This is a genomic window from Streptomyces sp. NPDC050264, assembly GCF_040655895.1.
GTDB lineage: Bacteria > Actinomycetota > Actinomycetes > Streptomycetales > Streptomycetaceae > Streptomyces.
In genome coordinates, this window is the sequence record NZ_JBFAKV010000012.1 from 126,291 (window position 1) to 152,696 (window position 26,406).

The 26,406-nt window shown below is 70.0% G+C and carries 21 protein-coding genes and 3 pseudogenes; 11 read left to right on the forward strand and 13 right to left on the reverse strand.

Annotated elements, in window-relative coordinates; translation table 11 throughout:
- Positions 1-736 precede the first annotated feature (736 nt).
- From AB0J02_RS22825 to AB0J02_RS22845, 5 genes are all read left to right on the forward strand, one after another.
- On the forward strand, positions 737-1,744 hold the full coding sequence (locus AB0J02_RS22825; RefSeq protein WP_363195569.1) for an Lrp/AsnC family transcriptional regulator: 1,008 nt from the start codon (positions 737-739) through the stop codon (positions 1,742-1,744).
- Positions 1,745-1,841: 97 nt separating this feature from the next.
- Positions 1,842-2,798 (forward strand): polysaccharide deacetylase, encoded by a 957-nt coding sequence (locus tag AB0J02_RS22830; RefSeq protein ID WP_363195570.1) that lies wholly within the window; start codon positions 1,842-1,844, stop codon positions 2,796-2,798.
- On the forward strand, positions 2,795-4,123 hold the full coding sequence (locus tag AB0J02_RS22835) for an MFS transporter (RefSeq protein ID WP_363195571.1): 1,329 nt from the start codon (positions 2,795-2,797) through the stop codon (positions 4,121-4,123). Before AB0J02_RS22830 ends, AB0J02_RS22835 begins: the two co-directional genes overlap by 4 nt.
- A complete protein-coding gene (locus tag AB0J02_RS22840; RefSeq protein ID WP_363195572.1) occupies positions 4,123-4,947 on the forward strand; it encodes an SDR family oxidoreductase in 825 nt (274 codons plus the stop codon). The genes AB0J02_RS22835 and AB0J02_RS22840 overlap by 1 nt, the downstream gene beginning before the upstream one ends.
- Positions 4,944-7,256 (forward strand): 2-dehydropantoate 2-reductase, encoded by a 2,313-nt coding sequence (locus AB0J02_RS22845; protein WP_363195573.1) that lies wholly within the window; start codon positions 4,944-4,946, stop codon positions 7,254-7,256. Before AB0J02_RS22840 ends, AB0J02_RS22845 begins: the two co-directional genes overlap by 4 nt.
- Before the next feature lie 414 nt (positions 7,257-7,670).
- Here the strand turns inward: AB0J02_RS22845 and AB0J02_RS22850 are convergent, their stop codons facing one another.
- On the reverse strand, positions 7,671-7,841 hold the full coding sequence (locus AB0J02_RS22850; protein WP_363195574.1) for a hypothetical protein: 171 nt from the start codon (positions 7,839-7,841) through the stop codon (positions 7,671-7,673).
- Between the two features lie 286 nt (positions 7,842-8,127).
- Between AB0J02_RS22850 and AB0J02_RS22855 the strand changes: the two genes are divergently transcribed.
- Both AB0J02_RS22855 and AB0J02_RS22860 read left to right on the forward strand, forming a co-directional pair.
- Complete coding sequence (locus AB0J02_RS22855; RefSeq protein WP_363195575.1) at positions 8,128-8,325, forward strand: DUF6207 family protein; 198 nt, start codon at positions 8,128-8,130, stop codon at positions 8,323-8,325.
- A gap of 979 nt (positions 8,326-9,304) precedes the next feature.
- Entirely contained in the window at positions 9,305-10,231 is a 927-nt protein-coding gene (locus tag AB0J02_RS22860) for an NADPH:quinone reductase (RefSeq protein WP_363195576.1), read from the forward strand.
- Between the two features lie 186 nt (positions 10,232-10,417).
- Here the strand turns inward: AB0J02_RS22860 and AB0J02_RS22865 are convergent, their stop codons facing one another.
- From AB0J02_RS22865 to AB0J02_RS22900, 8 genes and pseudogenes are all read right to left on the reverse strand, one after another.
- Entirely contained in the window at positions 10,418-10,813 is a 396-nt protein-coding gene (locus AB0J02_RS22865) for a RidA family protein (RefSeq protein WP_363195577.1), read from the reverse strand.
- A 34-nt stretch (positions 10,814-10,847) separates the two neighbouring features.
- Positions 10,848-10,919 (reverse strand): annotated as a pseudogene (locus AB0J02_RS22870) (oxidase); the annotation flags it as partial.
- A gap of 282 nt (positions 10,920-11,201) precedes the next feature.
- Positions 11,202-11,864: a hypothetical protein gene (locus AB0J02_RS22875; RefSeq protein ID WP_363195578.1), complete on the reverse strand. Its 663-nt coding sequence runs from the start codon at positions 11,862-11,864 to the stop codon at positions 11,202-11,204.
- A 138-nt stretch (positions 11,865-12,002) separates the two neighbouring features.
- Positions 12,003-12,674, reverse strand: a complete 672-nt coding sequence (locus AB0J02_RS22880; RefSeq protein WP_363195579.1) for a class I SAM-dependent methyltransferase — start codon at positions 12,672-12,674, stop codon at positions 12,003-12,005.
- Between the two features lie 154 nt (positions 12,675-12,828).
- Positions 12,829-13,836: an LD-carboxypeptidase gene (locus AB0J02_RS22885; RefSeq protein ID WP_363195580.1), complete on the reverse strand. Its 1,008-nt coding sequence runs from the start codon at positions 13,834-13,836 to the stop codon at positions 12,829-12,831.
- Positions 13,837-13,963: 127 nt separating this feature from the next.
- Positions 13,964-14,416: a DUF2199 domain-containing protein gene (locus tag AB0J02_RS22890; RefSeq protein WP_363195662.1), complete on the reverse strand. Its 453-nt coding sequence runs from the start codon at positions 14,414-14,416 to the stop codon at positions 13,964-13,966.
- Positions 14,417-14,944: 528 nt separating this feature from the next.
- Positions 14,945-15,733, reverse strand: coding sequence for a helix-turn-helix transcriptional regulator (locus AB0J02_RS22895; RefSeq protein WP_363195663.1), 789 nt, complete (start codon positions 15,731-15,733; stop codon positions 14,945-14,947).
- A 60-nt stretch (positions 15,734-15,793) separates the two neighbouring features.
- Positions 15,794-16,455: pseudogene (locus tag AB0J02_RS22900) on the reverse strand (GAF and ANTAR domain-containing protein).
- A 484-nt stretch (positions 16,456-16,939) separates the two neighbouring features.
- Here AB0J02_RS22900 and AB0J02_RS22905 point away from each other — a divergent pair.
- Positions 16,940-19,114: a VCBS repeat-containing protein gene (locus AB0J02_RS22905; RefSeq protein WP_363195581.1), complete on the forward strand. Its 2,175-nt coding sequence runs from the start codon at positions 16,940-16,942 to the stop codon at positions 19,112-19,114.
- Positions 19,115-19,368: 254 nt separating this feature from the next.
- On the forward strand, positions 19,369-21,012 hold the full coding sequence (gene abc-f, locus AB0J02_RS22910) for a ribosomal protection-like ABC-F family protein (RefSeq protein ID WP_363195582.1): 1,644 nt from the start codon (positions 19,369-19,371) through the stop codon (positions 21,010-21,012).
- A gap of 181 nt (positions 21,013-21,193) precedes the next feature.
- Here the strand turns inward: abc-f and AB0J02_RS22915 are convergent, their stop codons facing one another.
- From AB0J02_RS22915 to AB0J02_RS22925, 3 genes and pseudogenes are all read right to left on the reverse strand, one after another.
- Positions 21,194-21,934 (reverse strand): alpha/beta hydrolase, encoded by a 741-nt coding sequence (locus tag AB0J02_RS22915; RefSeq protein ID WP_363195583.1) that lies wholly within the window; start codon positions 21,932-21,934, stop codon positions 21,194-21,196.
- 479 nt (positions 21,935-22,413) lie between these two features.
- Positions 22,414-22,662 (reverse strand): annotated as a pseudogene (locus AB0J02_RS22920) (transposase); the annotation flags it as partial.
- A 131-nt stretch (positions 22,663-22,793) separates the two neighbouring features.
- Positions 22,794-23,669 carry a LysR family transcriptional regulator gene (locus tag AB0J02_RS22925; protein WP_363195584.1) on the reverse strand — a complete coding sequence of 292 codons (876 nt, stop codon included), beginning with the start codon at positions 23,667-23,669 and terminating at the stop codon, positions 22,794-22,796.
- 94 nt (positions 23,670-23,763) lie between these two features.
- Between AB0J02_RS22925 and AB0J02_RS22930 the strand changes: the two genes are divergently transcribed.
- Complete coding sequence (locus AB0J02_RS22930) at positions 23,764-24,081, forward strand: hypothetical protein (RefSeq protein WP_363195585.1); 318 nt, start codon at positions 23,764-23,766, stop codon at positions 24,079-24,081.
- A gap of 369 nt (positions 24,082-24,450) precedes the next feature.
- On the opposite strand, the gene AB0J02_RS22935 is transcribed toward AB0J02_RS22930, so the two are convergent.
- Complete coding sequence (locus tag AB0J02_RS22935) at positions 24,451-25,143, reverse strand: TetR/AcrR family transcriptional regulator C-terminal domain-containing protein (protein ID WP_363195586.1); 693 nt, start codon at positions 25,141-25,143, stop codon at positions 24,451-24,453.
- Positions 25,144-25,196: 53 nt separating this feature from the next.
- Between AB0J02_RS22935 and AB0J02_RS22940 the strand changes: the two genes are divergently transcribed.
- Positions 25,197-26,336 carry an NAD(P)/FAD-dependent oxidoreductase gene (locus AB0J02_RS22940; protein ID WP_363195587.1) on the forward strand — a complete coding sequence of 380 codons (1,140 nt, stop codon included), beginning with the start codon at positions 25,197-25,199 and terminating at the stop codon, positions 26,334-26,336.
- Positions 26,337-26,406: the final 70 nt, after the last annotated feature.

Sequence of the window (26,406 nt, forward strand, 5' to 3'; positions counted from 1 at the left end):
CCTCGACAGCCGTCTCGGCGCCGGGGTCGACCGATGCGGCATGGTTCCGGTGCGAAGCCCCACGACGAGGCATCTGATCGAGACGGGGAAGCCGGCCAGCACTGCCCGAGGAAGAAGCTGACCGGGTGTGCCCGGCAGGCCGAGCCCCAGCTCGTCGCGGTGGCACGCCCGCGCTCGTACCGAAGACAGCAGCGGTGTGGAGGCCGCTGATGATGCCCGTGTCACCGAGACCGGCCGCGACGAGCGGGGGATGCCGTACCGCGCGGCGATGCCGAGCGCGACGGGCTGCGTCGGCTGATCAGTGCCCGCGCCGATGAGTCGCGTGGAGCGGGAAGATCTCACCCCTGATGGACATCCCGGCATCACCTGCCGCGATGCCTTGTCCAGGCAGGCGCCCGGGTGGTCGTGACGTTGGCTTGTCCACCGAGGGGCTGTCCACCGTCCGTCCTGGCCTTGGCTTTCTACTGCGGAATGATCGCCCCCGCCGTCCAGCCCGGCCCAACGCCGGACAGTACGCCGACGGCACGCCCGCGGCGGCCACGCCCGGTCCCGGGCCGATTTTTTCAGACACCCTCTCGTCGTAATCCTGCACGTTTCGGCCACCCGAACAGACCCGCCGCATCTGCGTTCTTTACCGCCACGAAACCTGCGAGGTGCTGAATGACAGAGGCGTGAGCAGGGGCGATGCAGGATTCCATCGTTGACGGCCGAGTAAACGCTGATTAGCGTCGCCGCCATGACCGACCGAGCCCCTACAGACGTCATCGATCATCTGGACCGCCGCGTCATCGCCGCGCTCCAGCTGAACGGTCGTGCCCCGTGGAACGCGGTGGCACGGTGGGTGGGCGCCAGCGAGACGACCGCCCAGCGTCGCTACACCGCCCTGCGTGAACAGGGACTGCTGCGGGTCGTCGGCACGGTGGAACTCGACCGGACCCGGGAGGGCTCCTCGATGCTCGTCCGCGTGCAGACCCGCCCGGGTCACGGCTTGGAGGCCGCGGACCGGTTCACCGCCAGCCCGGACGTCCGCTTCGTGGCCGTCGTGACCGGCGCGGCGGATCTGATCGTCGACTTCGTCGCCTCCGACAGCGAGGAGATGATGCGGATGCTCTTCACCGACCTGCCCGCGGCGGACCTCATCACCAGCACCGAGGCGGTTCCCGTCATCCGGGCGTTCAAGTCGGCCTCGATGTGGGACACCGGACTCCTGCCCTTGGAGGCGGCCGCCGACCTGCGGCCGGCCGCGTTCGCGTCGTCGTGCGACCGCCCCGACTGGGACGGGGTGCCACAAGCGCTCACCGTCCTGGAACAGGAGGTCGCCGCGGCCCTCAAGGAGGACGGCCGCACTCAGATCAGCGCGCTGGCCCGGCGCCTCGGCCACACCGAGTCCAGCGTCGCTCGGGCCATGGACCGTCTGATCTCCCGCGGCATCCTCCAGTTCCGCACCCTCGTCGACCCGAAGCTGCTCGGGTACGAGGCCGAGTTCATGGTGTGGCTGTCCATCGAGCCCGACCGGCTCGACGACGCGGGGCGGCAGCTCGCCCAGCACCCGGGGACGAAGTTCCTGGGCGCGGCGACCGGACGCTTCAACCTGGTCGGACACATGGTGCTGCCCCGGCGCACCGACCTGTACCGCTACACCAGCGACGTCATCGGGGCGCTGCCCGGACTGATCGCCTCCGATGTGACGTTGCACCTCGTCACCACGAAGTACTCCTGGCACCGCATGCGCAGCACCGTCTGAGCGGCTCCCCAGCCGCTGCCCTCACGTCACCGCCTCACCGCAGCGGTGTCGCCCTCACGTCTTCCCCTGTTCCGTCCCCGACCCTGGTGGAGTCACCATGCCCACAGACGACTTCAGCCTGCCCGCGGACAGCTGGCGCTGGCCCGAGCCCACCTGGCGCAGCCATGTCGACGCCGTACGCGCCGGCCGACGGCTGGTCCCTCACCGGTGGCCCGGCGGCGCCCGAGTCGCGGTCGCCCTGTCCTTCGACTCCGACCACGAGACGATCCCGCTGCGCGACGGCGAGACCAGCCCCGGCCGGCTCGCCCAAGGCGAGTACGGCGCCCGCGCCGGCGCCCCGCGAATCCTCGCTCTACTGGCCCGCTACGGCGTTCCGGCGACGTTCTTCATGCCGGCGGTCTCAGCGCTCCTGCACCCCGAGGAGGCCCGCGCCTACACCCGTGACGGGCACGAACTGGCCGTCCACGGCTGGATCCATGAACGGAACATGCTGCTGGGCCGCGACGACGAGCGGGAACTGACCGTTCGCGCCCTGGACGCCCTCACCGAGCTGACCGGGCAGCGGCCTGTCGGCATCCGTACCCCGTCCTGGGACTTCTCGGACTCCACGCTCGGCATCATGCTCGAACTCGGCTTCGCGTACGACTCGTCCCTGATGGCCGACGACGAGCCCTACGAGATCGTCGCCGAGGGCCGGCCCACCGGTCTGGTCGAGATCCCCGTCGACTGGATCCGGGACGACGCCCCGTACTTCACGATGGACCGCTACGGCTCCGTCCGCCCGCACAGCCGCCCGCGCGACGTCCGGGAGATCTGGACGGACGAGTTCGACGCCGCCTACCGCGACGGCGGAGTCTTCCAGCTCACCCTGCACCCGCACGTCATCGGCCACCGTTCGCGTCTCGTGGCGCTACGCGAACTGCTCGACCACATCACCGCCCACCACGACGTCTGGTTCGCGACCCACGCCGAGCTCGCCGACGCGGCCCGTGGCGTACTGCTCGACCCGTCACTTTCCCGTCCCGCCACTGACGCCCCGGAGCACACCTCATGAACACCGGATCCGCGACGCCCCCAGGGCCTCAGTACAAGAACAGCGGTGTGCCCGACGAGGGCAGAACGGGGCGTGTCCACCGCAAAGCCATCGTCGCCGGCACGATCGGCAACACCGTCGAATGGGTCGACTGGGCCCTGTACTCGATCTTCGCCAAGATCATCGCCGACGAGTTCTTCCCCAAGGGCGACGAAGCGGTGGCCCTGCTGGCCACGCTCGCGGTCTTCGCCGTCGGATTCGTCATGCGCCCGGTCGGTGCCGCCGTGCTCGGCGCCTACGCGGACCGCCGCGGGCGCAAGAAGGGCATGACCCTCACCGTCGCCCTGATGGCGGGCGCCGGTTTCATCATCGCCATCACCCCGTCCTACGAGAGCGTCGGCATCCTGTCGCCCCTCGTACTGCTGCTCGCCCGGCTCGTGCAGGGCTTCTCCGCGGGCGGCGAGTTCGGCTCGTCCTCCGCGTTCCTCGTCGAGTCCGCCGTCGGTGGCAAGCGCGCCTTCGCCGGCTCCTGGCAGCAGGTGTCGGTGGCCGGCGGCGTCCTCATCGCCTCCCTCCTGGGCACCTTCGCCACGTCGGTGCTCAGCGACGGCGCCCTGCACTCCTGGGGCTGGCGGGTGGCGTTCATCTTCGGCGGACTGCTCGGCCTGATCGGCCTGTGGCTGCGGGTCTCCGTCGAGGACACCGAGGCCTTCTCCCAGGCGCAGTCCACCGGCCGCACCCGCACCAACCCCGTCAAGGCGATGTTCGTCGAACACCCCGCGGCCGCACTGCGGGTCGCCGGCATCACGATCGCGGGCACCCTCACCTACTACATCTGGGTCAACTACCTCCCCACGTACGCGAATCTGACCACCGGCATCCCTCTGCGGACCGCGCTGCTGTCCCAGACGCTGTGTCTGGTCGTCTTCGTCGTCGCGCTCCCCTTCGTCGGCATGCTCTCCGACCGGATCGGACGCAAGCCGACCATGGCCGGCTTCGCCGGAGGGTTCGTCGTACTGGCCTGGCCCCTGCTGCACCTGCTCAACGGCAGCTTCCTCAGTCTGTTCCTGGTCCAGCTCGCGGGCATGCTGCTGATCCTCGGCTACTCCGCGAACTGCGCCGTCATCATGGCCGAGCAGTTCCCGGCAGAGGTGCGCGCCACCGGAATCGCCCTGCCCTACGCCCTCGCTGTCGCCCTGTTCGGCGGCACGGCGCCCTACCTCACCACGTGGCTCCACGAGAGCGGCCACAGCGACCTGCTGTGGATCTACGTGTCCGCAGCCTCACTGATCTCCCTCGTCGTCTACCTCACGATGCCGGAGACCAAGGACAAGGAGTTCAACTGATGCGTCACGTCCTCGTCACCGGCGCCGCGGGCGGCATCGGCAGCGCGATAGCGGAGGCGTTCGCCGCCCAGGGCGCGCACGTGACGCTCGCGGACCGTGACCACGACGCCCTCCGGGCCACGGCCGCCCGCCTCGGCGGTGGCTCCGTGACCCGGACCGCCGATCTCACGGACCCCGACGCCCCGGCCGACCTGGTCGAACGGGCCTGGGCGGAGAACGGCCCCGTCGACGTCCTCGTCAACGCGGCGGGCGTCTACCCCTCCCTCGACATGGCCGATCTCGACGCCCGCTCCTGGGACCGCCTCTTCGCCGTGAACCTACGGGCCCCGGTCCTGACGACCGCCGCGTTCGCCCGCCTGGCCATCAGCCAGGACCGGGCCGGAACGGTCGTCAACATCTCCTCCGGCTCGGCCCTGCGCGCACGCCCCGGCGGAGGCCCGTACGCCAGCTCGAAGGCGGCTCTTGAGATGGCCACCCGGGCCGCTGCTCTGGAACTGGGCGCCCACCAGATCCGCGTCAACGCGGTCAGCCCCGGGTTCGTCCTGGTGAACAGCGACTGCAACCCCGTCTCCGCGCAGTACGCCGAAGCCATCGGCACCAACCCGCTGGGCCGCCCCGGTACCCCGCAGGACATCGCACGAGCCGTGTGCTGGCTCGCCGGGCCCGACGCCTCATGGATCACCGGAGAGGTCCTGCGTGTGGACGGCGGATCGAGTACCGGCGCCCTCCACCTGCCCCGTATCTGGCAGTCCGACGACACCCGCGCCGCCACGCCCGCCGGGCCCGCGGCGGCCACCACCACACCCGAGGAACACACCCGATGACCGACACCACTCCGAAGCCGGCCGCCTACACCGTCGTCGGCGCGGGAGCGATCGGCGGCACCCTCGCCTTCGCCCTGGCCCGCGCCGGCCACCCGGTCACCGTCGTCGACACCGACCGCGCCCACATCGACGCGATCCGCGCGCACGGGCTCGTCGTCGCCCACGGCGACACCCGTACGAGCGTCCCGGTCGACGCCACCACCCCCGACGAGTTCTCCGGCACCCTCGGACACGTCCTGCTGGCCGTGAAGGCACAGGCCACTGAAGGCGCGCTCGACTGGATCGCGCCCCGTCTCGCCCCCGACGGCTACGTCTGCTCCTTGCAGAACGGCTTCAACGAGGCGCTGATCGCCCGGCGCGTGGGCGCCGAACGCACCCTCGCGGCCTTCGTGAACATCTTCGCCGACGTCATCGAGCCGGGTGTCGTCCTCGACGGCGGTGCCGGAGCCCTCGTCATCGGCGAACCCGACGGCGCTCCGGTCAGCGCCCGCGTCCGCGCTCTCGTCGCCGACCTGCAGAGCTGGGGTCCGGCCGTGGCCAGCGACAACGTCGAGGGATACCTGTGGGCCAAGGCGGGATTCGGAGCCATGCTCGCCGCCACGGCCATCGCGGACGCCCCCATGGCGGACCTCATCGACCGACACCGGCCGGCGATGACCGGCCTGACCGATGAGATCTTCACCGTGGCCGACCGGCTGGGCATCACCCTGGAGCCGTTCGACGCCTTCGACCCCCGCCCCTTCCGGCCGGGTGGCTCCACCGTGGAGCGCGACGCCGCGTTCGACCGTCTGACCGCCTGGCTGCGCACCCAGACCAAGGACCGCAGCGGCATCTGGCGCGACCTCGCCGTACGCCACCGTCCCGTCGAAGCCCCCACGCACTACAACGACGTGTTCGACCACGCCGCGCGGGAAACACTGCCCACCACGGTGCTGCGCACGGTCATGGACCGCCTACGTCGGCTGGAGGGCGTTCCGCACGAGATGACGGAGTCGTCGCTGGACGAACTCGACCGCCTCGCCCTCGCCCACCTCGCCCGCGTCGACGAGGCCGCCCATGCCGACCACCTCGCCCAGCCGCCGGTCTCCGCCGGGCAACTCGGTCCCGCCCAGGCCACCGCGGTCCAGGAGTGGCTCGACGACCACCGCGAGGACATGGTCGCCGACCTCGCCGCCTACACCTCCCAGGGCAGCGCGAGCGACGACCCCGATGCCCTGGACCGCTGCCTCGTCTGGCTGCGCGACTGGCTCGACCAGCGCCTCGGAGCACCGGACGCCGAAGAGGTCCTCCCGCGCGCGACGGCGGGGGACATCCTGATCCGCCGCTACCCCGCCCGGGGCGCCGTGGCCGACGACGACCGCCCGGTTCTGCTTCTCGGTCACTACGACACCGTCTGGCCGACCGGCACCCTCGAAACCTGGCCCTTCCACCGAGAGGGCGACCACATCAGCGGACCCGGCGTGTTCGACATGAAAGCGGGCCTGGTCCAGGCGGTATGGGCCCTACGCGCGCTCGATGCTCTCGGCCTGCCCCGCCCGGCCTGCACCCTGATGCTGAACGGCGACGAGGAGACCGGCAGTCTCGCCTCCAAGGACGCCATCGTCGCCGAGGCCCGCGGCAACCGCCTCGCCATGGTCTTCGAGGCGGCCGCCGACGGCGCGATCAAAACCGCCCGCAAGGGCGTGGGGCTGTTCACCCTCACCGTCACCGGCGAAGAGGCCCACGCCGGACTGGACCCCACCGCCGGAGCCAGCGCCGTCGACGAACTCGCCCGCCAGATCCTGCGGTTGGGCGAACTGCGCGATCATGAGGCAGGCACCTCGCTCAACGTGGGTGTGGTGGAGGGCGGCACCCGCGCCAACGTCACGGCCGGGCACGCCGTCGCCCGCATCGACGTCCGTGTCGCCTCCGCCGCCGAGCAACAGCGCGTCGCAAAGGCCCTAGCCGACCTGCGCCCCTTCGACCAGGGCACCCGGGTGAAGGTCACCGGCGACTGGAACCGCCCTGTCTTCGAACGGACCGAACAGGTCGCCGCTCTCGCCGAACTGACACGCCGGTGCGCCGGGTTGCTCGGGCAGGACCTGGCCGAAGCATCGGTCGGCGGAGCGAGCGACGGGAACTTCGTCGTGGCCGCGGGCACACCGGTTCTGGACGGCATCGGCGCACTCGGCTCGGGCGCACACGCCCGCTCGGAGAACACCTCCGTCACCGGCCTGGTCACACGTGCCTCGCTGGCCGCCACCGTGCTCGTAGCCCTTGCCGAAAAGGGCAACCCCACTGCGGGGGCCTCGGCCTCGTCGCAGAAGTAGGCCGACCCCGGGCGGGCCGAAGTGCCCTTCGCCTTTCACCACGGCACAACGGCACCTCCCCCCCAGGCGCGGCACAACTCACCGGCCTCACGTCGGCCACTGCCCGTCCAAGGCCGCCGGACCATCGTCCCCCGCCCCGTAATACCTGCAGGCCGCGGCCTGGTTCACGGCCCCAACATCACTGGGCAGGTGCGGGCGCGATCCCAGTTCACGGACACAGGACAGGAAAGTCGGCCTCGGCCCAAAGAGCACGGACAGCGGCGGCCCTGTCAACGGCGGGGTCGTCGTCGGTGCCCCATATCTCGGCCTGGGTGGTGGAGTTGTCGACCGATGGCCGGCCCGGGTTCCCGGTGGTCGCGAACTCGGCCCACGCGCGCACGCAGGATCATGGCGCTGTTCAGCCGGCCGCCTGGTCTACAAAGCGGCGAGGCGGGCGAGGAAGAAAGCCGCGACGAGCACGGCACCGGCCGCGATCAGCCACAGCCAGATGCCGGGGTGCTCCCGCAGGCCGCCGTCCGCGCGCTCCTCGGCAATGGAGCCCTCGGCAGGAGGGGGCTCCTCGGGAGGTACCAGTGGATCAGTCATGTCATCAGGCTTGCGCAGGTCACGATCACGCACCCGCTGGCCCGCCGACCTCGCGGAAGTACTCCACACAAGCACCGAACGGGCGGCCAAGAGTGTGGCCACCTCGCGCCCCCGAATGGCGCGGAGGATTTGGTCATGCCCTGCCGCTCCTTGGACACCCCGAGCCGGGCTCGTCCCGAGACACCGCAGACACGGGACACCCGGCAGCCGGCCTGCTGGTGACCTCGATCGAGGGACATGACGCGACAGACCGAACCATGATCGGCCGCCAGGCGTCGCCCCTGACATGACTACCCACCTTGAACAGCCCGGCCTGGTGCGCCTCACCATCGAAGGCACCGACACCCAGGCTGTACTGGCCCTCGCATACGAGCTGACTGCCTGTCACAACCTCACCGGCCCGAGCACACCCCAGCCCATCCCCGGGGAGCCGGGGATGCGAGCGGTGCAATACGGGTATCCGGCGGTGATGCCCTACGAATAGCACCACCCGCGGTCGCGAATGTCGGAGGCCTACGTTTTTGGAGGCCCTCGCGCGGGAGCCTTCGCGTGGGACGGATGAAGGGACATCTCCATCCGCGCAGGTCCCGGTTGCCGCCGCCGTGGACGCGGCGGCGGCAACCGGGACGCTGAACGCCTCCCACCACCCCGCCGGCCTGTCCGCCTACTTCGGGTGGTCGCGCGTACGCCGCTTGACTCAGCTAGCGCCCTTCTGATTAATCCCCGCGGCTTCCGGCACGCACCCTCGCCGCACGGCGCAAAGGAACAGGCGGCTCCGCCACATGACCGTTCACACCGCACACACAGGCGCGGGCGAGGGTGTCCTGAATGATTTCGCGCTCGACGCGCACTCCGCCGATTCGTTCCGCTTTCTCTCCCAGGCCGGTCAGCAGGTCCACCGCGACGCGAAGGCGTCCCGCAGTGATCTCCGTCAGCGCCCGTACGACAGGGGCCAGAACATCGCGGTAGTCGGGGCGTGTTGGCGGCGGACCGGCTGGCCAGGATGTGCAGGTCGTCGGTGGCGGCCTCCACGGCCAGGGCCAGAGCGAGGTTGAAGGTGTGGAAGATCTCCGCCGATCCGCCCGGTGCGGCAAGCAGCGCCCTTACCTGGTCAGGATCGCTTTGAGCGGCCCGGGGACTGGCCGACCAGGAGCAGGCGCCCGCTCAATGCGGGCCGCATGCCGACATCCGTACCCGCCGGTGCCGTGTCCGCACGCCGGCGTACGTCCGGGAAGTCGCCGCAGGCGATGGACTGCGGCGGCCTCAACCCGAAGGCGCTGCTGCTGTTCTTCTTTCTCCTCCCTCAGTTCATCGACACCAACACCGCCGCCGGGTGGCCGGTGGCCGCCCCCCGAGACTCCCGGAATACCTCGCTCCGCAAGGAGGCTCGGGAGGGTGTCCCTGCAAAGCGGCGTTTCCCCGGGCGACAGCTTTCCCCGGGGCGAGCGAAGGAAGAGCGAAAGATGAAGTCCGTCATCCGGACGACTGCCGGCGGCCCTGAGGTCCTCCAACTCGTCGAGCGTCCGGTGCCGCAGCCCGGCCCGGACGAGGTACGGGTCCGTGTGCACGTCTCGGGTGTCAACCCCACCGACTGGCGCAGCCGCAGGCGTGCGCTGCCACCGGGCATGACCGAGCAGGTGCCCCACCAGGACGGCGCCGGGGTGGTCGATGCCGTCGGAACGCAGGTCGACTCGGCGCGGGTCGGACAGCGCGTGTGGATCTGGGAGGCCGCGTGGGAGCGGCCCTGGGGAACGGCACAGCAGTACACGCTCGTGCCCGACCGGCACGCCGTCGCACTGCCCGACCATGCCCCATTCGAACTCGGCGCCGCCCTGGGCATCCCGGCCCTGACCGCCCACCGCGCGCTGACCGTTCACGACGGCGGACCGGGGCGTATCGCGCCCGGCACCTTGCAGGGCTCGACCGTCCTGGTGGCGGGCGGCGCCGGCGCGGTCGGCAACGCGGCCATCCAACTCGCCCGTTGGGCCGGAGCGCGTGTGATCACCACGGTCAGCAGCCCTGCCAAGGCCACGCCGGCGCGCGCGGCAGGTGCCCACCAGGTGGTCAACTACCGCACGCAGGACGCGGCTGCGGAGATCCTGGCCTTCGCCCCCGAGGGCGTCGACATCGTCGTGGAGGTCTCCCCGGGCACGAACTCCGCTCTCGACATCGCGGTGGCCGCCCCGGGCGCTGTGGTGGCCTACTACGCGGGCGGCGAGGACCGTCCCTCTCAGCACATCCATCATCGGGAGATCCCAACGAGACCAGCAGCGCGACAGTTCCTCACTCTTCTCAGGGGCTGGCTCATAGGCGAGCAAGAGGACTCGGCTGCCGGCGGGAGCCACTCGGCAGGCCTCCAGGACGCAGACCATGCCCTCGGCCGCTCCTGACCCGACTGCGCTGTACTGGGCGCCACTCCTCGCCGGTGACGCCCGGCCCGCGCAGCGGAACCTCACTTGGACACTCCCCCGGCTCTCCGATGAGTGTCGATCAGGTCGTCCAGGAACCGCCACTCGGCTGGAGTGAGAAGGCAGCCGAAGGTCTCGCACTTGCGCCGGCGGTTGCAAGCCCAGCCGTTACCCGACGCTCGGCGCCACGGCCAACGCGTCGATCTCGACCCGGAAGTCCGGGTGGACCAGGCCGGCGACCCTCACCAAGGAGCAGGCGGGCGGGTTTTCCGCGTCCTGGTATTCGTCCCGTACTTTGCGGAACGCGCCCAGATCGTCCAGATCAGTCAGATAGACCGTCAGTTTGACCACATGCTCCAGACCGGAGCCCGCCGCCTCCAACGCGGTGGCCAGATTCGTGTAGACCTGCCGGACCTGCGCCTCGGCATCCTCTTTACCGACCAGATTGCCGTCGCCGTCCACCGGAACCTGACCCGAGACAGCGACCGTCGCTCCGGTGAAGGCGACCGCGTGGCTGTAGCCGTTGACGGGCGGAGAACCGTTGGGACGTATGAAGTGCTCCATGGCCCCGATCATGCCACCACCGGAAGCCGGCCCCCTACGGCCACAGCATCTGTTTGGCCCACCCCTGGGCGGAGGACTGGTAGACGAGGCGTGCGTGGCGACGCTGCTTGTCGCCCTGTCAGAACTCCACCGGCTCCGGGCGGACCGAGTACAGCGTCCAGCCCGGTGAGACGAGGTCCGGCCGGCTCGTGACCCGCGCGAGCGAAGCCTCCACCGCCGCGTCCCGGTCGGCGAGGTCGGCGAACGGCTGCGACTGGCGGCCCAGCAGCGCTTCCGCCCGTGCCTCGGCCCCGCGGGCGAGGAAGTGTCGGGCGCTCCCGTGGTCCTGCGCGTCGCGTGACTCTGGAGAGGTGATGTCGCTCTGAGCGGGCCCTGTCCGGCCGATGGGTCACCAGTCGGTGAGGTCCACCAGATACTGGCAATGCGGGTCGTCCGCGGCGTCGGCTGTTCGCCACTCCTCGCCGAGCAATGAGGGCAGTGCCGCCAGGAGAGCAGTCAGGGCGCCGCCCGGCCGCACGTCCGCGGCGACCACGCCAACGACTTCGTCGCTGCCCATGTACAGGCGTAGCAGGCCGCCTTCGCGGAAGAGGAACCCGCGTAGCTGTGACGTGACGTGCTCCGTGGACGGCCGGGCCAGGCACCGCAGCAAGGTGGCCGACCAGTCGTCCGTGGTGAACGGGGCCTGCTGTACCTGGTCCGGGTCGACCAGGTACAGGTCCATCCCCATGACCGAAGTGACCCTGTTCGCAGAGTAGATGTGTGTTCCGGTGTGGACGGCGCGCAGCAGACCGACGATGTCGTGGGTGGTACGCAGTTCCTCACCCGCCCTGAGGGGGATCTCATAGGCCGTCAGCCTGCCCGGCGAGCACTCGTGCCTACCGCCGAGGACGGCCCGCACCGCTGGCGCACGCGAGGGCGCGGGCAGAAATCCGCGGACGTGCTGGTCCTGCAGCAGGGGCGCGTAGACGAAGTCCAGCAGGAGGCCGGCCGCCTCCGCCTGCATGTCTTCGATCTCCTGGCCGTCCTCGCTCACGAGATCACGATCACTCATTCACCCAGTGTGAACCACTTCCGCATGCCGTTGCGGAGGCGTCTCCCCGACATCGCACGGGGAGACGGGCCCAGGCCGGCGGCACTGCGGTCCGGCAGTGGATCGCCACGGCTGAAGAAGGGGGCATCCAGGAGGTGTTCAGCGTTCCGCGCGGCGGGCCAGCAGGACCGAGTCCTCGGCTTCGACCGGCCCGCTGTCCCGCTTGAGCGTGCGGGGCTGCTGTTCCACGACGACCGGCTCGAAGTCGTCCGGCAGGCCGGGGAGGAGATCCGCGGCCAGGAACATCGCCTTGCGGTGGCTCTCCGACAGCTGCGTGAACTCGTGGGTCGGCGCGTGGCCGACGACCAGGAGCAGCCCGCCGGGGGCGACGGCTGTGGCGAGGCGGCGGGTCACCTCGACCATGCCGCCGTCGGGGGCGTGCAGATAATGGCTGGTGACCAGGTTGTACGAGCGGTCACCGGCGTCGAAGGTCCGGGCATCGGTCTGCCACCAGTCGACGCGGCCGGCAACGCCCGCCTCCTCGGTGTGACGGGCGGCGCGGGCGAGGCCTTCTGCCGAGAAGTCGGCGCCCGTCACGCGCCAGCCCCGCCCGGCCAGCCAGATGACGTCGCCGCCTTCGCCGCATCCAACGTCGAGCGCGGTCCCCGGAGCCAGTTCACCGGCGGCGGCGACCAGTTGCGGGTTGGCGTCACCGCTCCAGAACCGTTCCTGTCCCGCGTACCGCTCGTCCCAACCCGCCGGTTCGAACATCGCGGCGGCCGCCTGTTCGTCGTCCGTGCCGCCTCGGCTCGCTGCGTGGTCTCCCGCCATCGGATGCCTCCCGTTGCTCACGGTGCTGTGCCGCACCGCTGGTCATCTGGTCTGGCCCCGGCCTGTAGGACCCGCTGTCGATGATGCCCGGACCTGCGCCGAACGGCACATAAAGTTGCCGGGACAGCAAACACCAGTGCCTGCAACCGACCGATCAGGTCATCGTGATCGGCCGAACCGCAGGTTCGAGCAGTGACAACGTCCTCTGCCGCGCATCCAGGCCGGCGCGGATACCGACCGGCATCGGCAGATTGGGGCCGGCGTGCCCGAACTCGACGTTGCCCAGGACTGGGATGTCACGGTCGCCGAGAGCATCGAGGACTATCTCGGAGAGGGGCGGGGACGCGGGGGCGGACAGTCCGCCGATCTCGCACGGGACACCCACGACCATGCCGGAGATCCGGTCGAGGACACCGCTGTGCCGCAGGACCTGCAGATAGCTCCACACATGCTCAGCCCGGACGCCCATCTCCTCCCAGAACAGCACCGCGCCGTCGAACCATTCGAGCGGCAGCGCGAAACGTGTCGCCTGCGCCAGCACCATGCGATTGAGCACCCCGCCGATCAGCCGCCCCTCGGCACGGCCCGCACGCCAGCACTCCCACGACGGCGTGGTCGGCAGCGCACCGATCGCCTCCGCACCGGTCAGCAGCGTCGCGTAGAGCCTTTCGAGTTCCGCTCTGCGTGCCACGGGCGCGGCCTGCCAATGCCCGCCCAAACCAGGAGTGGCCAAGTCGGCATGGAATCCCACCAGGCCCGTGCGCGCGTAAAGCACGAGATGCAGCAACGAGATGTCGCTGTAGCCAAGGATGGGCTTGGGGTCTGCGGTGATCGCCTCGACGTCGATCAGGTCGAGGTAGCCGAGCACTGAGTTGCCGCCGTCATGCGCGATGATCGCGCGCACCTCAGGATCGCGCAGCAGAGCGTTGAACTCGTCGGCGATCTCCGCCGCCGGGGCCGCGCTCCACCAGTGGTGCCTCCCCGCCTCGAGCAGCGGCGCCCGCCGCACACGGAATCCCATCCGCTCGAGCACGACGACCGCCTGCTCGAGGTCGGGCTCGTACACGGCATGGAGCGGGCCGGACAGCGACGCGATGACGACGAGATCGCCAGGCGCCAGGGCACGAGGCCTGAGCGGTTGAGGCAGGGCAGCACGAGTCACCGACGCAGTATCCCGACGCCCGCGACCACACGCGACACATTTACGGGCAGAGCGATCACCAGGGCATAGGTTCAGCGTGTTCCAACTCTTCATGAGTCACTCAGAGTCAGGAACGCACGCTCGGTCATCAACTGTCCCACTGGAGGACGGCTTCGGCGATGTCGCGTACGCGCTCCGGGACGATGCCGGTGCGCTGCTCGACGGCGAGGGGATGCTCGGTGGGCTCCCACTCGATGAACGGGCGCTGCCCGACCGGCCTGGTGTGAGCGTACGTCTTCAGATTGATGGTGCTGGGCGTGTACAGCGAGAGTTCGGTGCTCAGCCACCCGGAGTACGGTTCCTCGGCTTCGCGTTCCGGGCTGTTCCACAGGTCTGCTGCGCGGGCGAAGTTGTCCTGGCTCAGCGAGACCCAGACTGTCCAGGAGAACACCTCGTCACTACCGATGACGGGTATCTCGATCAAGCCCGCGACGAAATAGTGCTGCGCTTTGATGACGCACTGATCCGAGGAGAGCAGGCAATCCGGTGCGTCCGCGAAGCTCTTCTCCCAGACGTAGGGGGCTGGGGTCGAGTAGCTCATCGGCAACTCGGCATGGTGCTCGCCGCGGGACGAGCAGGTGAATTCGCGACAACGATCACTGGTCATGAGCGGGAGCCCAGTGATCGCTCCCGGTGTGTCGACGTTGCCCAGGGCATACGAGTGGACGGCCCGACCTGACACTCGGCAAGAAGCTCGCCGTGACCTGCGTATGTCACATCGTCGGGGCGTCTTCTCACATGCTCAGAGTGCCTGTGGCCTCCGGCGGCAGGACCGTTCCGCCGCACACTGCCGGACGGCGGAACGGCTGCCACCTGAGACAGGCCTCCAGTGGCCATTCCCCAGTTTCCCAAGCGCGGCAGTTCATGTCTGTTCCTCCCCAAGTGCCGTCCCATCCCACACATCGTGACCGAGCCATGGACTCGCGGGATGCCCCGGAAGCCAGCAACCTGCGTCCTCCACTGCAGCTGCCGACGTTCCGCGTAGACAACCTGGTTGCCCTCGCTCCAGCCGGGCGAATTCCTCGCGCACCGACCCAGAGCGCTGCAGTGCGGCGTCAGTTCCTGTCTGTCACAGGAGCCCCTGCGTTCCTATGACAGACAGGAGCTGCAGCTTTTCGTAGCTCTCGCTGCCTGGAACTGCGGTGTAGACAAGCAGGAAGTGGGCCTGGCCCGGGTCTACCAGGGTGTGGCAGGTCAGCTCCAGTGCGCCGAGTTCGGGGTGGACGAAGCGCTTCACATCGTGGGGGCGGACGCCGACTTCGTGGTTGTTCCATACCTTTCGGAACTCTTCGCTGTGCGCGAGCAGCAGGTCGGCGTAGTCGGCCGCGCGGGAGCCGGGGCCCCGCAGCGTGACCGCCTCGCGCAGCCCCGAGGCGAACATGCGGGTGAGGAAAGGATGGTCGTCGGCAGCGTAGAGCTGTCGCGTGGCCGGGTCGGTGAACCATCGGTAGCCGATACTGCGCTCCGGGCCGCTGAAACCGGTCGTGTCGCCGGTGAGCGCCACGCCGAGCGGAGTCTGTCGCAGGGTCTCCCCGAGCTCTGTGACGATCTCTGCGGGCGTGTCGTCGAGACGATCGAGCACACGCAGCAGGCCAGGGCTGATGTGCTCACTGACCGCGCCGCGCGTGGGCGGATTGTGCCCTGCGAGCCGGAACAGGTGGTCGCGCTCGTCCAGCGAGAGGTGAAGCCCCTGCGCGATCGAGGCGATCATCTGCTCGGACGGGTGAGGGCCACGCCGCCGCTCGAGACGCGCGTAGTAGTCGGCCGACATGTGACAGAGCGAGGCCGCTTCCTCCCGCCGTAGCCCGCTTGTCCTGCGGCGCTGTCCGCGCGGGAGGCCGACGTCCTCGGGTTGCAGCGACTCCCGGCGGCGCCTGGCCGTCTGGAACGAGGCCGGGACAGGAGCCGGGAGAGCCCCCTACAGGGCGCCGCTTTCACACAGTTGACGGGCCACCTCACGCAGCTTGACGTTCCTGGTCTGGGAAGAGCGGCGCAGTACGTCGAAGGCTTCGCGTTCGTCCACCTTGCGCCGGGCCATCACGATGCCCATGGCCTGGCCGATGAGGTGGCGGGTCTCAATGGCCCGCTGCATCTGGGCATGGTCGCGGGCGGCGGCGAAGCGACCGCGGCGTGCGGGGCCGGCAGCCATCCGCCGGTCTCACCGGCCTCGGCGAACGCGCCAGGTTTCCGGGAGAAGAAGTTCAGGACGCCCACGTCCTGTTCATCCTCGGTGTACAGCAGGAACCCCGTCATGCTGCCGATACCGAGCGCGTGGGCCTGCGGTGCGCAGGCACGCCAGCGCACCGCCTCGGTGCTCAGGTCCTCGATCCGGAAGACGGGATGCCCGGTGCGGGCGGCGTGGAAGCAAGGGCCCTCTCCCAGCGGTTCCCGCAGCCGGTCGGTGGGCGCCGGCGAGAGCGCCTTGCCCTGGCGCAGGACGAGGATGCCGACCGCGTCGCACCCCTCGATCAGTTGGACTGCCGAGGCTGTGATCTTGGCCAGGGTGGAGGGGACCGAGTCCTGCGACAGGAGGCCGCGTGCCATCGACGCCATGCGCAGGGAGAACTCGCGCCAGTCCATCAGGGCCCTCGCCTCGGGGGGCGTGCTGATCAGCACCACAGAATTCCACGGCTGTCCACACCCGAGAACGAGTCCCCCGGCCATGCCGGAAACCGCCACAGCACGGCGAGTTGGGCGGCGGGCCGTCTCGGAGTGAGAGGGCACCCGGCCGGAAAGCAGGCCCGCGCTCCGCCTTCGTCCTTGGCCCGCCGGTCACCTGAGCAGTCGGGGAATGCGCCGTTCGGTTTCCGGGACCCTCCACCACGCGTCGAGCACGACCATGACCGCCTGCGCGCGCCTTCACGAGGCGCACTTCTGAGACGCGTTGCGCCGAACTCGGGGCGTGAGGTTGGTCGTTGCGCGCCCCCGGAGCCCGCGCCCACCCTGTCCGCATCACCACGGATGCCATGATCGTGACTGCTATACGCTTCTCCTACTTTGCCGGCATGACGCCGGGAGGGATTCAAGCCCGGGGGGGCTCACTCGCATGACCAGGCAATCTCGCATGCTTCTGAGAAGCACGCTTCCGCAGAGCGTGCTGGTGTCGGCGCTCGCGCTGGGCGTCGTCACGCCGTACGCCCAGGCGGCACCCGCGTCGGCGACAGCAGTCGTTCCGGCCGGGATCGGCCCGTGGACCGCGCCGAAGGAACTGGCCGGAGTCACCGGCGTCGTCGACCTGAAGTCGGCTCGTGACGGCAGCGTGGCCGGGCTCTTCACGCGGGACGGCAAGACGGTCCTGTCCGTGCGCCCCGCGGGCGGCACCACCTGGGGCGCGGCCACTCCCGCACCGGCCGCCACGCTGCAGCGCACCGACGACGGCGCCGTCTCGCTGCTCTGGTGGGAGGGCGCGACGGACGGTGGGGCCGGCACGCTGAAGATGTCGCGTCTCGCGCCGGACGGCGGCGAATTCATGCCCGCCGAGACCGTCACCACCGGCACCTTGGCCGGCGACTCCGTCCCCTACCGCACCCAGGTCACCACTCTGGCGGCCAATGCCAATGGCCACCAGGCCGTCGCATGGATGGACGCGGAGCGCCGCCTGACCGTCGTGGAGCGGTCCAAGACCGGCGGTGACTGGTCGGCGCCGAAGACCCTCGACCGGCTGCCCGACCCGATCGTCCGCGACGACAACGTCTACGGCTACTCCTTGTACGACATGCGTGTCGCCGTCGACCCGGCCGGCACGGTCGGCGTGCTCTGGGGCGGCAACAGTCACTACACGGGCGATGGCGTCCACCCGGACCCGTCGGCGTACAAGTGGTACTACAAGTATCTGGAGAAGGCCTCGGGCGCCGATGCCGCCTGGACGAAGCCGCGCGACGTGCCCCAGCTCGGCGAGAAGCCCGAACAGGTCACCCTGGCCGCTCATCCGCAGGGCGGCTTCCACCTCCTCGCGCAGGGTGACTACGCGCGCAAGCCGGCGGGTGCCTCGGAATGGGGACCCACGGAGTCGACCGGGGTCGGCGCCCAGCCGTACGCGCCCGCCGAACTCCACACAGCTGCCAACGGTGACGTCACCGCGGTCGGCATGCAGGGCTCCGGCGCTCCGGGGGTCGCCACCCGCCGTGCCGCGTCCGGCAGTTGGGGCGCCACCCGCAAGCTGGCGTCGAACGTCGCCTCGGGTTCCCTGAGCTCCGCGGCGACCAGCGGTGGCGCGGTCGTCGTCACGTACACGCAGAAGCGCTTCGAACTCGGTGACACCCTGCGCCAGGACTTCGTAGCGCAAACCGTCGAGGGCGGTGACGTGGCAAAGCCGCGCACGCTCAACGCGCAGACCAAGGACACCGCGAGCACCGGCCGCGTGGCTTTCGACAGCAAGGGCCGGCCGGTGGCCGTGTGGACGCAGTCGGCCACCGACGCCAGCACGCGCGCCTCGTACAGCGCCACCACGGGTACTCGCTCCACGCCCAAGTGGCACGACTACGCCGACAACACCCGCGGGGATGTCGTAGGCCTGTCGTTCAGCGACTCGATGAAGCTCTACACGGGCGACACGACCAACCCGACGGAGACCTTCTACGCGTCGCCATGGAAGGACACGGCGAGGGTCGTGCCGTTCGGCGACTTCGACGGCGACCGCTGCAACGACCTGATCGTGCGGATGCCGGAGGGCGAGGCCCGGTTGTACACCCCGGTGTGCGCGGGTGGACTGCCCGCGCCCGACTCGGCGTACAAGCGGCTCGCCCGCGACTGGAGTCACTACGACACGTTGCTCGCGAGCGGCGACCAGACCGGCGACGGCCGCCCCGACCTGCTGGCCCGTGACAAGGCCACCGGGCACGTCTACCGCTACACGCACGACGGCGCGGGCGGTTTCGAGGCGCGTGTGAAGATCCGTTCCGCCTGGACGGGCTACAAGAAGGTCATCGGCGCGGGCGACCTCAACGGCGACGGTCTCGGCGATGTGTTGGCCCTCGACAAGTCCGGGGTGCTCTGGCGCTACGACGGCTTGCGCACCGGCAAGCTGAAGGACCGCGTCCGCGTCTTCAAGGACTGGGGCTCCTCGTACAAGGACGTCATCGGCGCGGGTGATGTCAATGGCGACGGCAAGCACGACCTGCTCTCGCGCGACACGTCCAACCGCCTGTGGCTGAACGCGGGCAACGGGGACGGCACCCTGAAGAACAGGGTCGCCTTCGGTGACGCGACCTACTGGAAGCAGTGGGCTTCCATCGGCTGAGTCACCGCTCCGGGTGTGAATCAGTGTGTCCGGGACCGCCACCTCATGGTCGGTGGTCCCGGACACATGTGTGCAGGCGCTCGGCGGCGGGCGGGGCGGTCGCCGTCCGTTCGGCACACACGGGTTGCGGCGAGACGCATCGTCTTGTTACGTTGTGGGCATGGCTTTCCTCTACTTCTTCGTCTGAGTCCGGGCACGGCCGACGCCGCCGTTTCTGCAGCCCGTAGACCCTTCGCATGCCTGGGGAAAGTCATATGCGCGATCGCGCCCCTACCGCCCTACCCGTCGCCGTGGCCCAGTTGTCCGTCAAGGACGTCTCCAAGTCCTACGGCACCCGCACCGTCCTCGACCAGGTCTCCTTCGCCGTCCGGCCGGGCGAGAAGGCCGCCGTCGTCGGGGAGAACGGCTCCGGCAAGTCCACCCTGCTGCGGCTGCTCGCCGCAGCCGAGATGCCGGACGCCGGGGAGATCACCGTCGGCTTCCCCGGTGGCATGGGCCATCTCGCCCAGACCCTCGACCTGGATGCATCCTGCACCGTGCAGAACGCCGTCGACCTCGCACTGTCCGAACTTCGCGACATGGAGCAGCAGTTGCGGGCGGCAGAGGTGTCCCTCGCCGACGCGTCGAACGCGGAACTCGACGCGTACGGAGAGCTGTTGACCGCCTACGAGCAACGCGGCGGTTACGAGGCTGACGCCCGTGTGGACGCCGCGATGCACGGGCTCGGGCTCGCCCGGATCACCCGGGAGCGCCCGCTCGGCTCCCTCTCCGGCGGCGAGCAGTCCCGGCTCGCGCTCGCCTGCGTCCTGGCTGCCGCCCCCGAACTGCTGCTCCTGGACGAACCGACGAACCACCTCGACGCGGCGGCCGTGCACTGGTTGGAGGGACACCTGCGCGCGCACCGCGGCACCATCGTCGCGGTCACCCATGACCGCGACTTCCTGGAGCGCATCGCCACCACGATCCTCGAGGTCGACCGGGACGAGCGCACCGTGCGCCGGTACGGCGACGGCTGGGCCGGCTACCGCGCCGCGAAGGCCGCCGCCCGGCGCGGAGCGGAACAGCGCCACGCGGACTGGGTCGAGGAGGTGGCCCGCACGGAGGAACTGGTCGCGGCCGCGGACCGGCGGCTCGCCACCACCGGCCGCGACCCGAAGCAGGGTTTCGGCAAGCACCGCCGGTCCAGCGAGGCGAAGCTCGGTGGCCAGGTGCGCTCCGCGAGGGAGCGTCTGGCCCAGTTGCGACGCAACCCGGTGGCGGAGCCGCCGGCACCGCTGCGTTTCACGACGGCACTGCCGGTGGCGGACAGCGGCCCGGATCAAGGTTCTCTCGTCGAGCTCGACAACGTACGGGTCGGTGAACGCCTCCGCTTGGAAGGGCAGTTGGCCATCGCACCCGGACAGCGGCTGCTCGTCACGGGCGAGAACGGTGCGGGCAAGACGACGCTGTTGCGTGTCCTGTCGGGCGACCGGGAGACGGACGCGGGCGTGGTCCGCCGCCGGGCGCGGATCGGCTACCTCGCGCAGGAACTGCCCGCGCACTCCACCCGGCTGCCGCTGCTCGCCGCGTTCGCCGCCGGACGGCCCGGACCACCGGACGAGTACGCCGAACAGCTGTTGGCCCTGGGGCTGTTCCGTGCGGCGGACCTACATGTTCCGGTTGCCGCCCTCTCCGCGGGACAGCAGCGGCGGCTGCAGATCGCGATCCTGGTGACCCGGCCCGCGGACCTCCTCGTCCTCGACGAGCCGACCAACCACATCGCCCTCGACCTGGTCGAGGACCTGCAGGCCGCGCTGGTCGCGTACCCGGGAGCCGTGGTCGCGGTCTCGCACGACCGTGACTTCCGCGCACGGTTCGAAGGGGAGCGGCTGGAACTGCGCGCCGGCCGCAGGCGCTGACCCTGGCGGCTCCTGCCCCGCGATCGCCCCGCGCCCCGGCCTGCCCTGACCCGCCTCTGGACCTTCTGTTGGCCACCGCCGTCGAGGACAGCCCGGAACCTGGAACTGTCCTCGATGAGCGGCGTCCTGGTCGCCTCCGCCCGCCGTCTGCCGTGGACCTGATGGCGGGGGCGGTCGGCGGCTAACTCAGATGCCGGGTGAAGAACCGGGCCGCGGCGTCTCCCGCGAACTGCGGAACGCCGGTATGCCCACCCATGTTGGCGTCCAGCGTCTTCTCCTTGGTACCGAAGGCGTCGAACAGGTCCAGGGCCGCCTGCCGGTCGTTGCCTTCGTCGTCCCACTGCAGCAGGACGTGCAGCGGGATCGTGACCCTGCGGGCCTCCTCGAACATGACACGTGGCACGAAACTCCCGGCGAACAGAACGGCGGCCGAGACGCGCGGCTCGACGACCGCCAGCCGGGTCCCGATCGAAATCACTCCCCCCGAGTACCCGACCGGGCCGCCGATCTCGGGCAGCGACAGGAGGGCGTCCAGGGCTGCCTGCCATTCCGGGACGGACTTTTCGACGAGCGGGAGGACGAGGGCGTCGATGATCTCGTCGGCGACCGGCTCACCGGCCTTCAACGCCCTGCGCAGGTCGACACGGGCCTGCTCGACGGTGGCCAGGCGGGGCCGGTCACCGCTTCCGGGGAGCTCGATGGTGGCCGCGGCGAAGCCGTCCGCTGCGGCGTGCCGGGCCCGTCCCGCCAGCCGGGGGTACATCTTGCGCAGTCCGAGCGGGGGGTGGCCGAGCAGGATCAGCGGCACCGGCGCGGATACGGATGCGGCTACGGGCGTCCACAGGATCCCCGGGATCTCACCGAGGGTGAATTCCCGCTCGATGACGCCGCCATCGAGCCGCTGTTCAGAAGTGAAGTGCATGGTCGTGCCTTTCGGAAGTGCCTTGAACGGCGCTCCCGGACGACCTATCGCCCGACCGTGACCCCGGAGGAGAGCACCCAGCTGAATACGTTCACGGGTACCACCTCCTCGTTCTCTCGCACGGCCTCCGGAAAAGTAGCAGTGGCCGCCGAGCCTCGCCAAACGAATTCTTGCGCGGGCTCCCTGGCCGGACGCCAGGGAGTCGGAACACTACGCATGAGGTACTGCGCGCCGGGACCGACCTGCTCGCTGAGATCTCCCATCCGCCCATCGCCGTCACGCCCTCCCCCCTCACGCGGTCCTGACCGGTGCGGCACAAGCGCGGTCAACTGGGTGGGCAATGGTGGGGGTGGCAACGTGGGACGTTGAGTACCAGCAGAACCCCGACCATGGGGTGCCGCAGGACGACTTCGGCAAGCTCGCTGAACCTGATCACTGGCTTGGCCGGCTCGGTGATGAGCCCGCGAACGCCGTCCGAAAGCGATCCGCCACTGCACCGGCACCGGGCCCCACGTGGACTGGTTCACGAACTGCTGCAGGTTCTGTTCATTGCCGTCCGCCAGCCGCGCCGCCATGGCCTGGATGGACTTGCGGCGCCCGTCCAGCATCAGTCCCCGCAGACAGCAGTCGCCCTTGGCCCGCTGGTCCTTGCGCGGCACCGAGGCGAACACATCCGCAACGAAGCACGCCAACTTCGCCCGGACACGGTTCACTTCATGTGCGTCCACACACCCGACATGCTCCTGAACAGGCCCGACAGGAAGACCTCACGGAGTCCTACTAGAACCTTGGAAGTTCGAAGGGTTGCCCTCTTCCCTCGCGATACGGTGCTGCGATGTCTCGATCAGTCGAAACCGGATCAGGCCGATGACGCGAGCGCCGCCTCCACCGCTGAGGCGATGAAGTCCGCGACCAGTCGCCGCCGGTCCTCCTGCCCCCAGGCGAGGACCAGCGCACTCCGCGGTGCGTCGGCCACCGGAACATGAACGAGTCCCGGATGCAGTGGCCGGGCCAGCGAGCGCGGCAGCACCGCGATCGCTCGTCCCAGCAGGACCATATGTGTCAACTCGGCACCATCGGCGACCTCGGGGCCGGACCCGGCGACGGGCTCGATGCCGGGCAGCCCGTTGCCGTGGACACCTTTCCAGCGCGGCATCGTCTCGTGGGCCAGGTCGGCGAGGGTCACCTCGCCGCGGCCGGCGAGCCGGTGGTCCGGCGGCAGGATCGCCACCCGGCCCTCGACCATCAGGGTCTCGTGATCCAGCCCGGTCAGGTCGTCGAACGGCACATACAACAGCGCCACGTCCGCCCGGCCGTCACGCACATGATCGGCGCGGTCGGTGGACCCGCCGAACAGGATGTCCACCTGGCGGGCGTCGGGTCGGCGAGAGTAGGCGGCCAGGATGCCGGACAGCAGGTCCGCGTCTCCGCCGGGCTTGATCACCAGACGCAGCCGGGTCTCCCGCTCCCCTGCCCGACGGGCCTTCTCGGCCGCCGCCCCGACGGCGAGCAGCGCATGCCGGCCGTGGTACTGCAGGGCCCTTCCGGCGGAGGTGAGGGCGACGTGCCGGCTGGAGCGCTCCACCAGCGCCACCCCGAGCCGGTCCTCCAGCCGCCGCACCGCCTTGGACAAGGCGGGCTGCGCGATCCCCAGCCGCTGCGCCGCCCGCCCGAAGTGCAGTTCCTCGGCGAGTGCGGCGAAGTACTCCAGTTCGCGGGTCTCCAGCTCGGCCATGCCGCCAGAATACGGCTCCATCCATTCCGTGAAGGAATGGATCCAGAATCTACCGGCCTTGGACTTCCCGAAGAACGGCCAGTTCAATCGAGGCATGATTCACCACACGATGATCGTTGCCTTCGACGAACCGATTCCCTCGCACGAGCTCGACGAGTACCTGAAGGGGCTTGAGGAGCTGACCATGGGCACCGGCGCCTTCGAGTCCTTCGCCGCCCGCCACCATCTCCGCGTCCCCGGCGACGACCACGCCCCGGTGGCCGTCGCTTCCGCCGTCGTCCAGTTCGGCATGGCTGACCTCGAAGCCCTCAACACCGCCTTCGCCCTCCCCGGTGTCGGCGAGTTCATCGGCGGTTGGCAGGCCCGCCGCCCGTACAAGGCGATCTGGGTCAACCACGAGCCCCTCGCCTGACCCGGCACGCCGGCGGGGCACTCGCCCGACGCCGCTGGCGCGGCCGCCCGACCAGCACGCCGAGCTGGTTGCTGTGGTCGGTCGTCAGGCAGTCCCCATCCCGGGGAACTTCTGGACAACTGGCGGCAGTTGCCCGTGTGTCGCGCGGCGATTGATCAGCCCTTCCTCCCAACCCGCCACCTGAGTGGGTTGGGAGCACTGCGAGCGAGTCATTGCGTAGATTCACCCGTGATCCACGCGGCGTGCTTGTTCGGGGACGCAGCCCACATCCAAGTCGCTTACCGCCACTTGGGCCCGGCGGCGCCGGAAGTGAGAGAAGCCGAACGCCGCGACGCCGCGGAGATCCAGCAGAAGGGCGCTAGCCGGGTGTCACGCCGGTGGCCGGGTGAGTTTGGCGGCCACGGCGTCGAGGACCCAGTCGAGGCCGGTGGCGAAGGATGTCTCGGCGTCCACGTCCGTGCCGTCGTACACGACCTTGGTCAGCGCCGGGAAGCGGCCCGTGGCCAGCATCTTCGTCATATGCGGGCCGCTGGCGCGCTGCCAGTCGTGCTTGGACAGGCCCGTGGCGCGCTCGGCCCGCAGGTTGGCGATCTCGCGCCTGATCGCGCCGGTGAAGTAGGCGCTGACGGTCTCCACGGCGCGCATGACGGTGTCGAGGTCGGCGAGGCCGTCGAGGGCGGACAGCGTGGACTCGGCAACGGCGAGGCCGTTCGGTCCCAGGGTCGGGCGGCCGCCGAGCAGGTCGGCCAGCCATTCGTGGCGGAGAGCGGCCCGCCTGGTGCGCTGGGCGAGGACGCGCAGCGCCTCCTGCCAGTCGCCGGGCTGCTCCACGGGGCGAATTTCGGCCTGAACCTCGTCCACCATGAGGTCGAACAGCTCTTCCTTGGTGGAGATGTGTCGGTACAGCCGCATCGGGCCGGCGTCCAGCCGGGCGGCGACCTTGCGCAACGACACCGCCTCCAGCCCGCCCTCGTCGGCCAGCGCGATGGCGGCAGCGACGATCCGCTCCCGGTCGAGCGGCACGGGGCGAGCCGGCGGCTCCGGACGATCCCAGACAGTCATAGGGGCACCGTACCGTTGCGGTGCAGCGTACTGGAGAAATACAGTGTATCGATATGAGGCACCGTATCGCCGTGGTCGGCAGTGGCCCTGCGGGCCTTACCTTCGCCCGTGTTCTGCACCGCCATGGTCACCCTGTGACCGTCCTGGAACGCGATCCCGCACGCGACGCCCGTCCCGCGGGCGGCACGCTGGACCTGCACGAGGGGCTGGGCCAGCTGGCGCTGGAGAAGGCGGGCCTGTTGGCGGAGTTCCGCGCGCTGTCCCGTCCCGAGGGGCAGGCCATGCGCATCCTGGACACGACCGGGACCGTCCTGCGCGACTGGCGACCTCGTCCAGACGACCGGGCCAATCCCGAGATCGACCGCGGGCAACTCCGCGACCTGTTGCTCGGCTCTCTCGACGTCCAGTGGGGGCGGGGCGTGACGCAGGTGGTGCCGGCGGCCCGGGATGGCGATGGCGTACTGGTCCGGTTCGCGGACGGGCGACAGGAGACGTTCGACCTCGTGATCGGCGCGGACGGTGCCTGGTCCCGGGTCCGCCCGGCAGTGTCGTCGGTGACGCCGCACTGCACCGGCGTCACCTTGGTCGAGACTTCCCTGGACGACGTCGACACCCGCCACCCCGGCCTCGCCCGACTGATCGGCGACGGTTCCGTGGCTGTGTACGGCGTGAACCGCGCGCTCGTCGCCCAGCGCAGCAGCGGCGGCCACGTCAAGGTGTACGCCCAGTTCCGGGGACCGCAGGACCTGCACACGAACGTGGACCCGGTCGACGTCGAGGCAGCACGGTCGAACCTGCTGGCTCTGTTCGACGGCTGGGCCGCTCCCGTCCTCGACCTCCTCCGGCACGGCACGGCTTTCGCGCGCCGCCCGCTCTACGCACTGCCCGCATCCCACACCTGGACCCACGTATACGGAGTGACGCTGCTGGGGGACGCCGCCCACCTGATGCCCCCTTTGGGGGCGGGCGCCAACCTCGCGATGCTGGAAGGCGCCGAACTCGCCGAGTCCATCGCCGCCGTCCCCGGCCCGGGAGATCTGGATGATCTGGACAAGGCCGTCCGCACCTTCGAGGAACGGATGTGGGCACGAGCCGGCAGGTGGGCCACCATCACGATGGCCGGTCTGGAACACCTCGTGAGCCCGGACCCCTCCGAAGCCCTCGCCCTCTTCGACGAGGTGCAGCCTTCCTGACTGCCGAGCGCGAAAGCGTCGCCCGTTCCGTCCTGTGCGGCATCGCTCAAGCCCGGCCCGGATGCTCCTG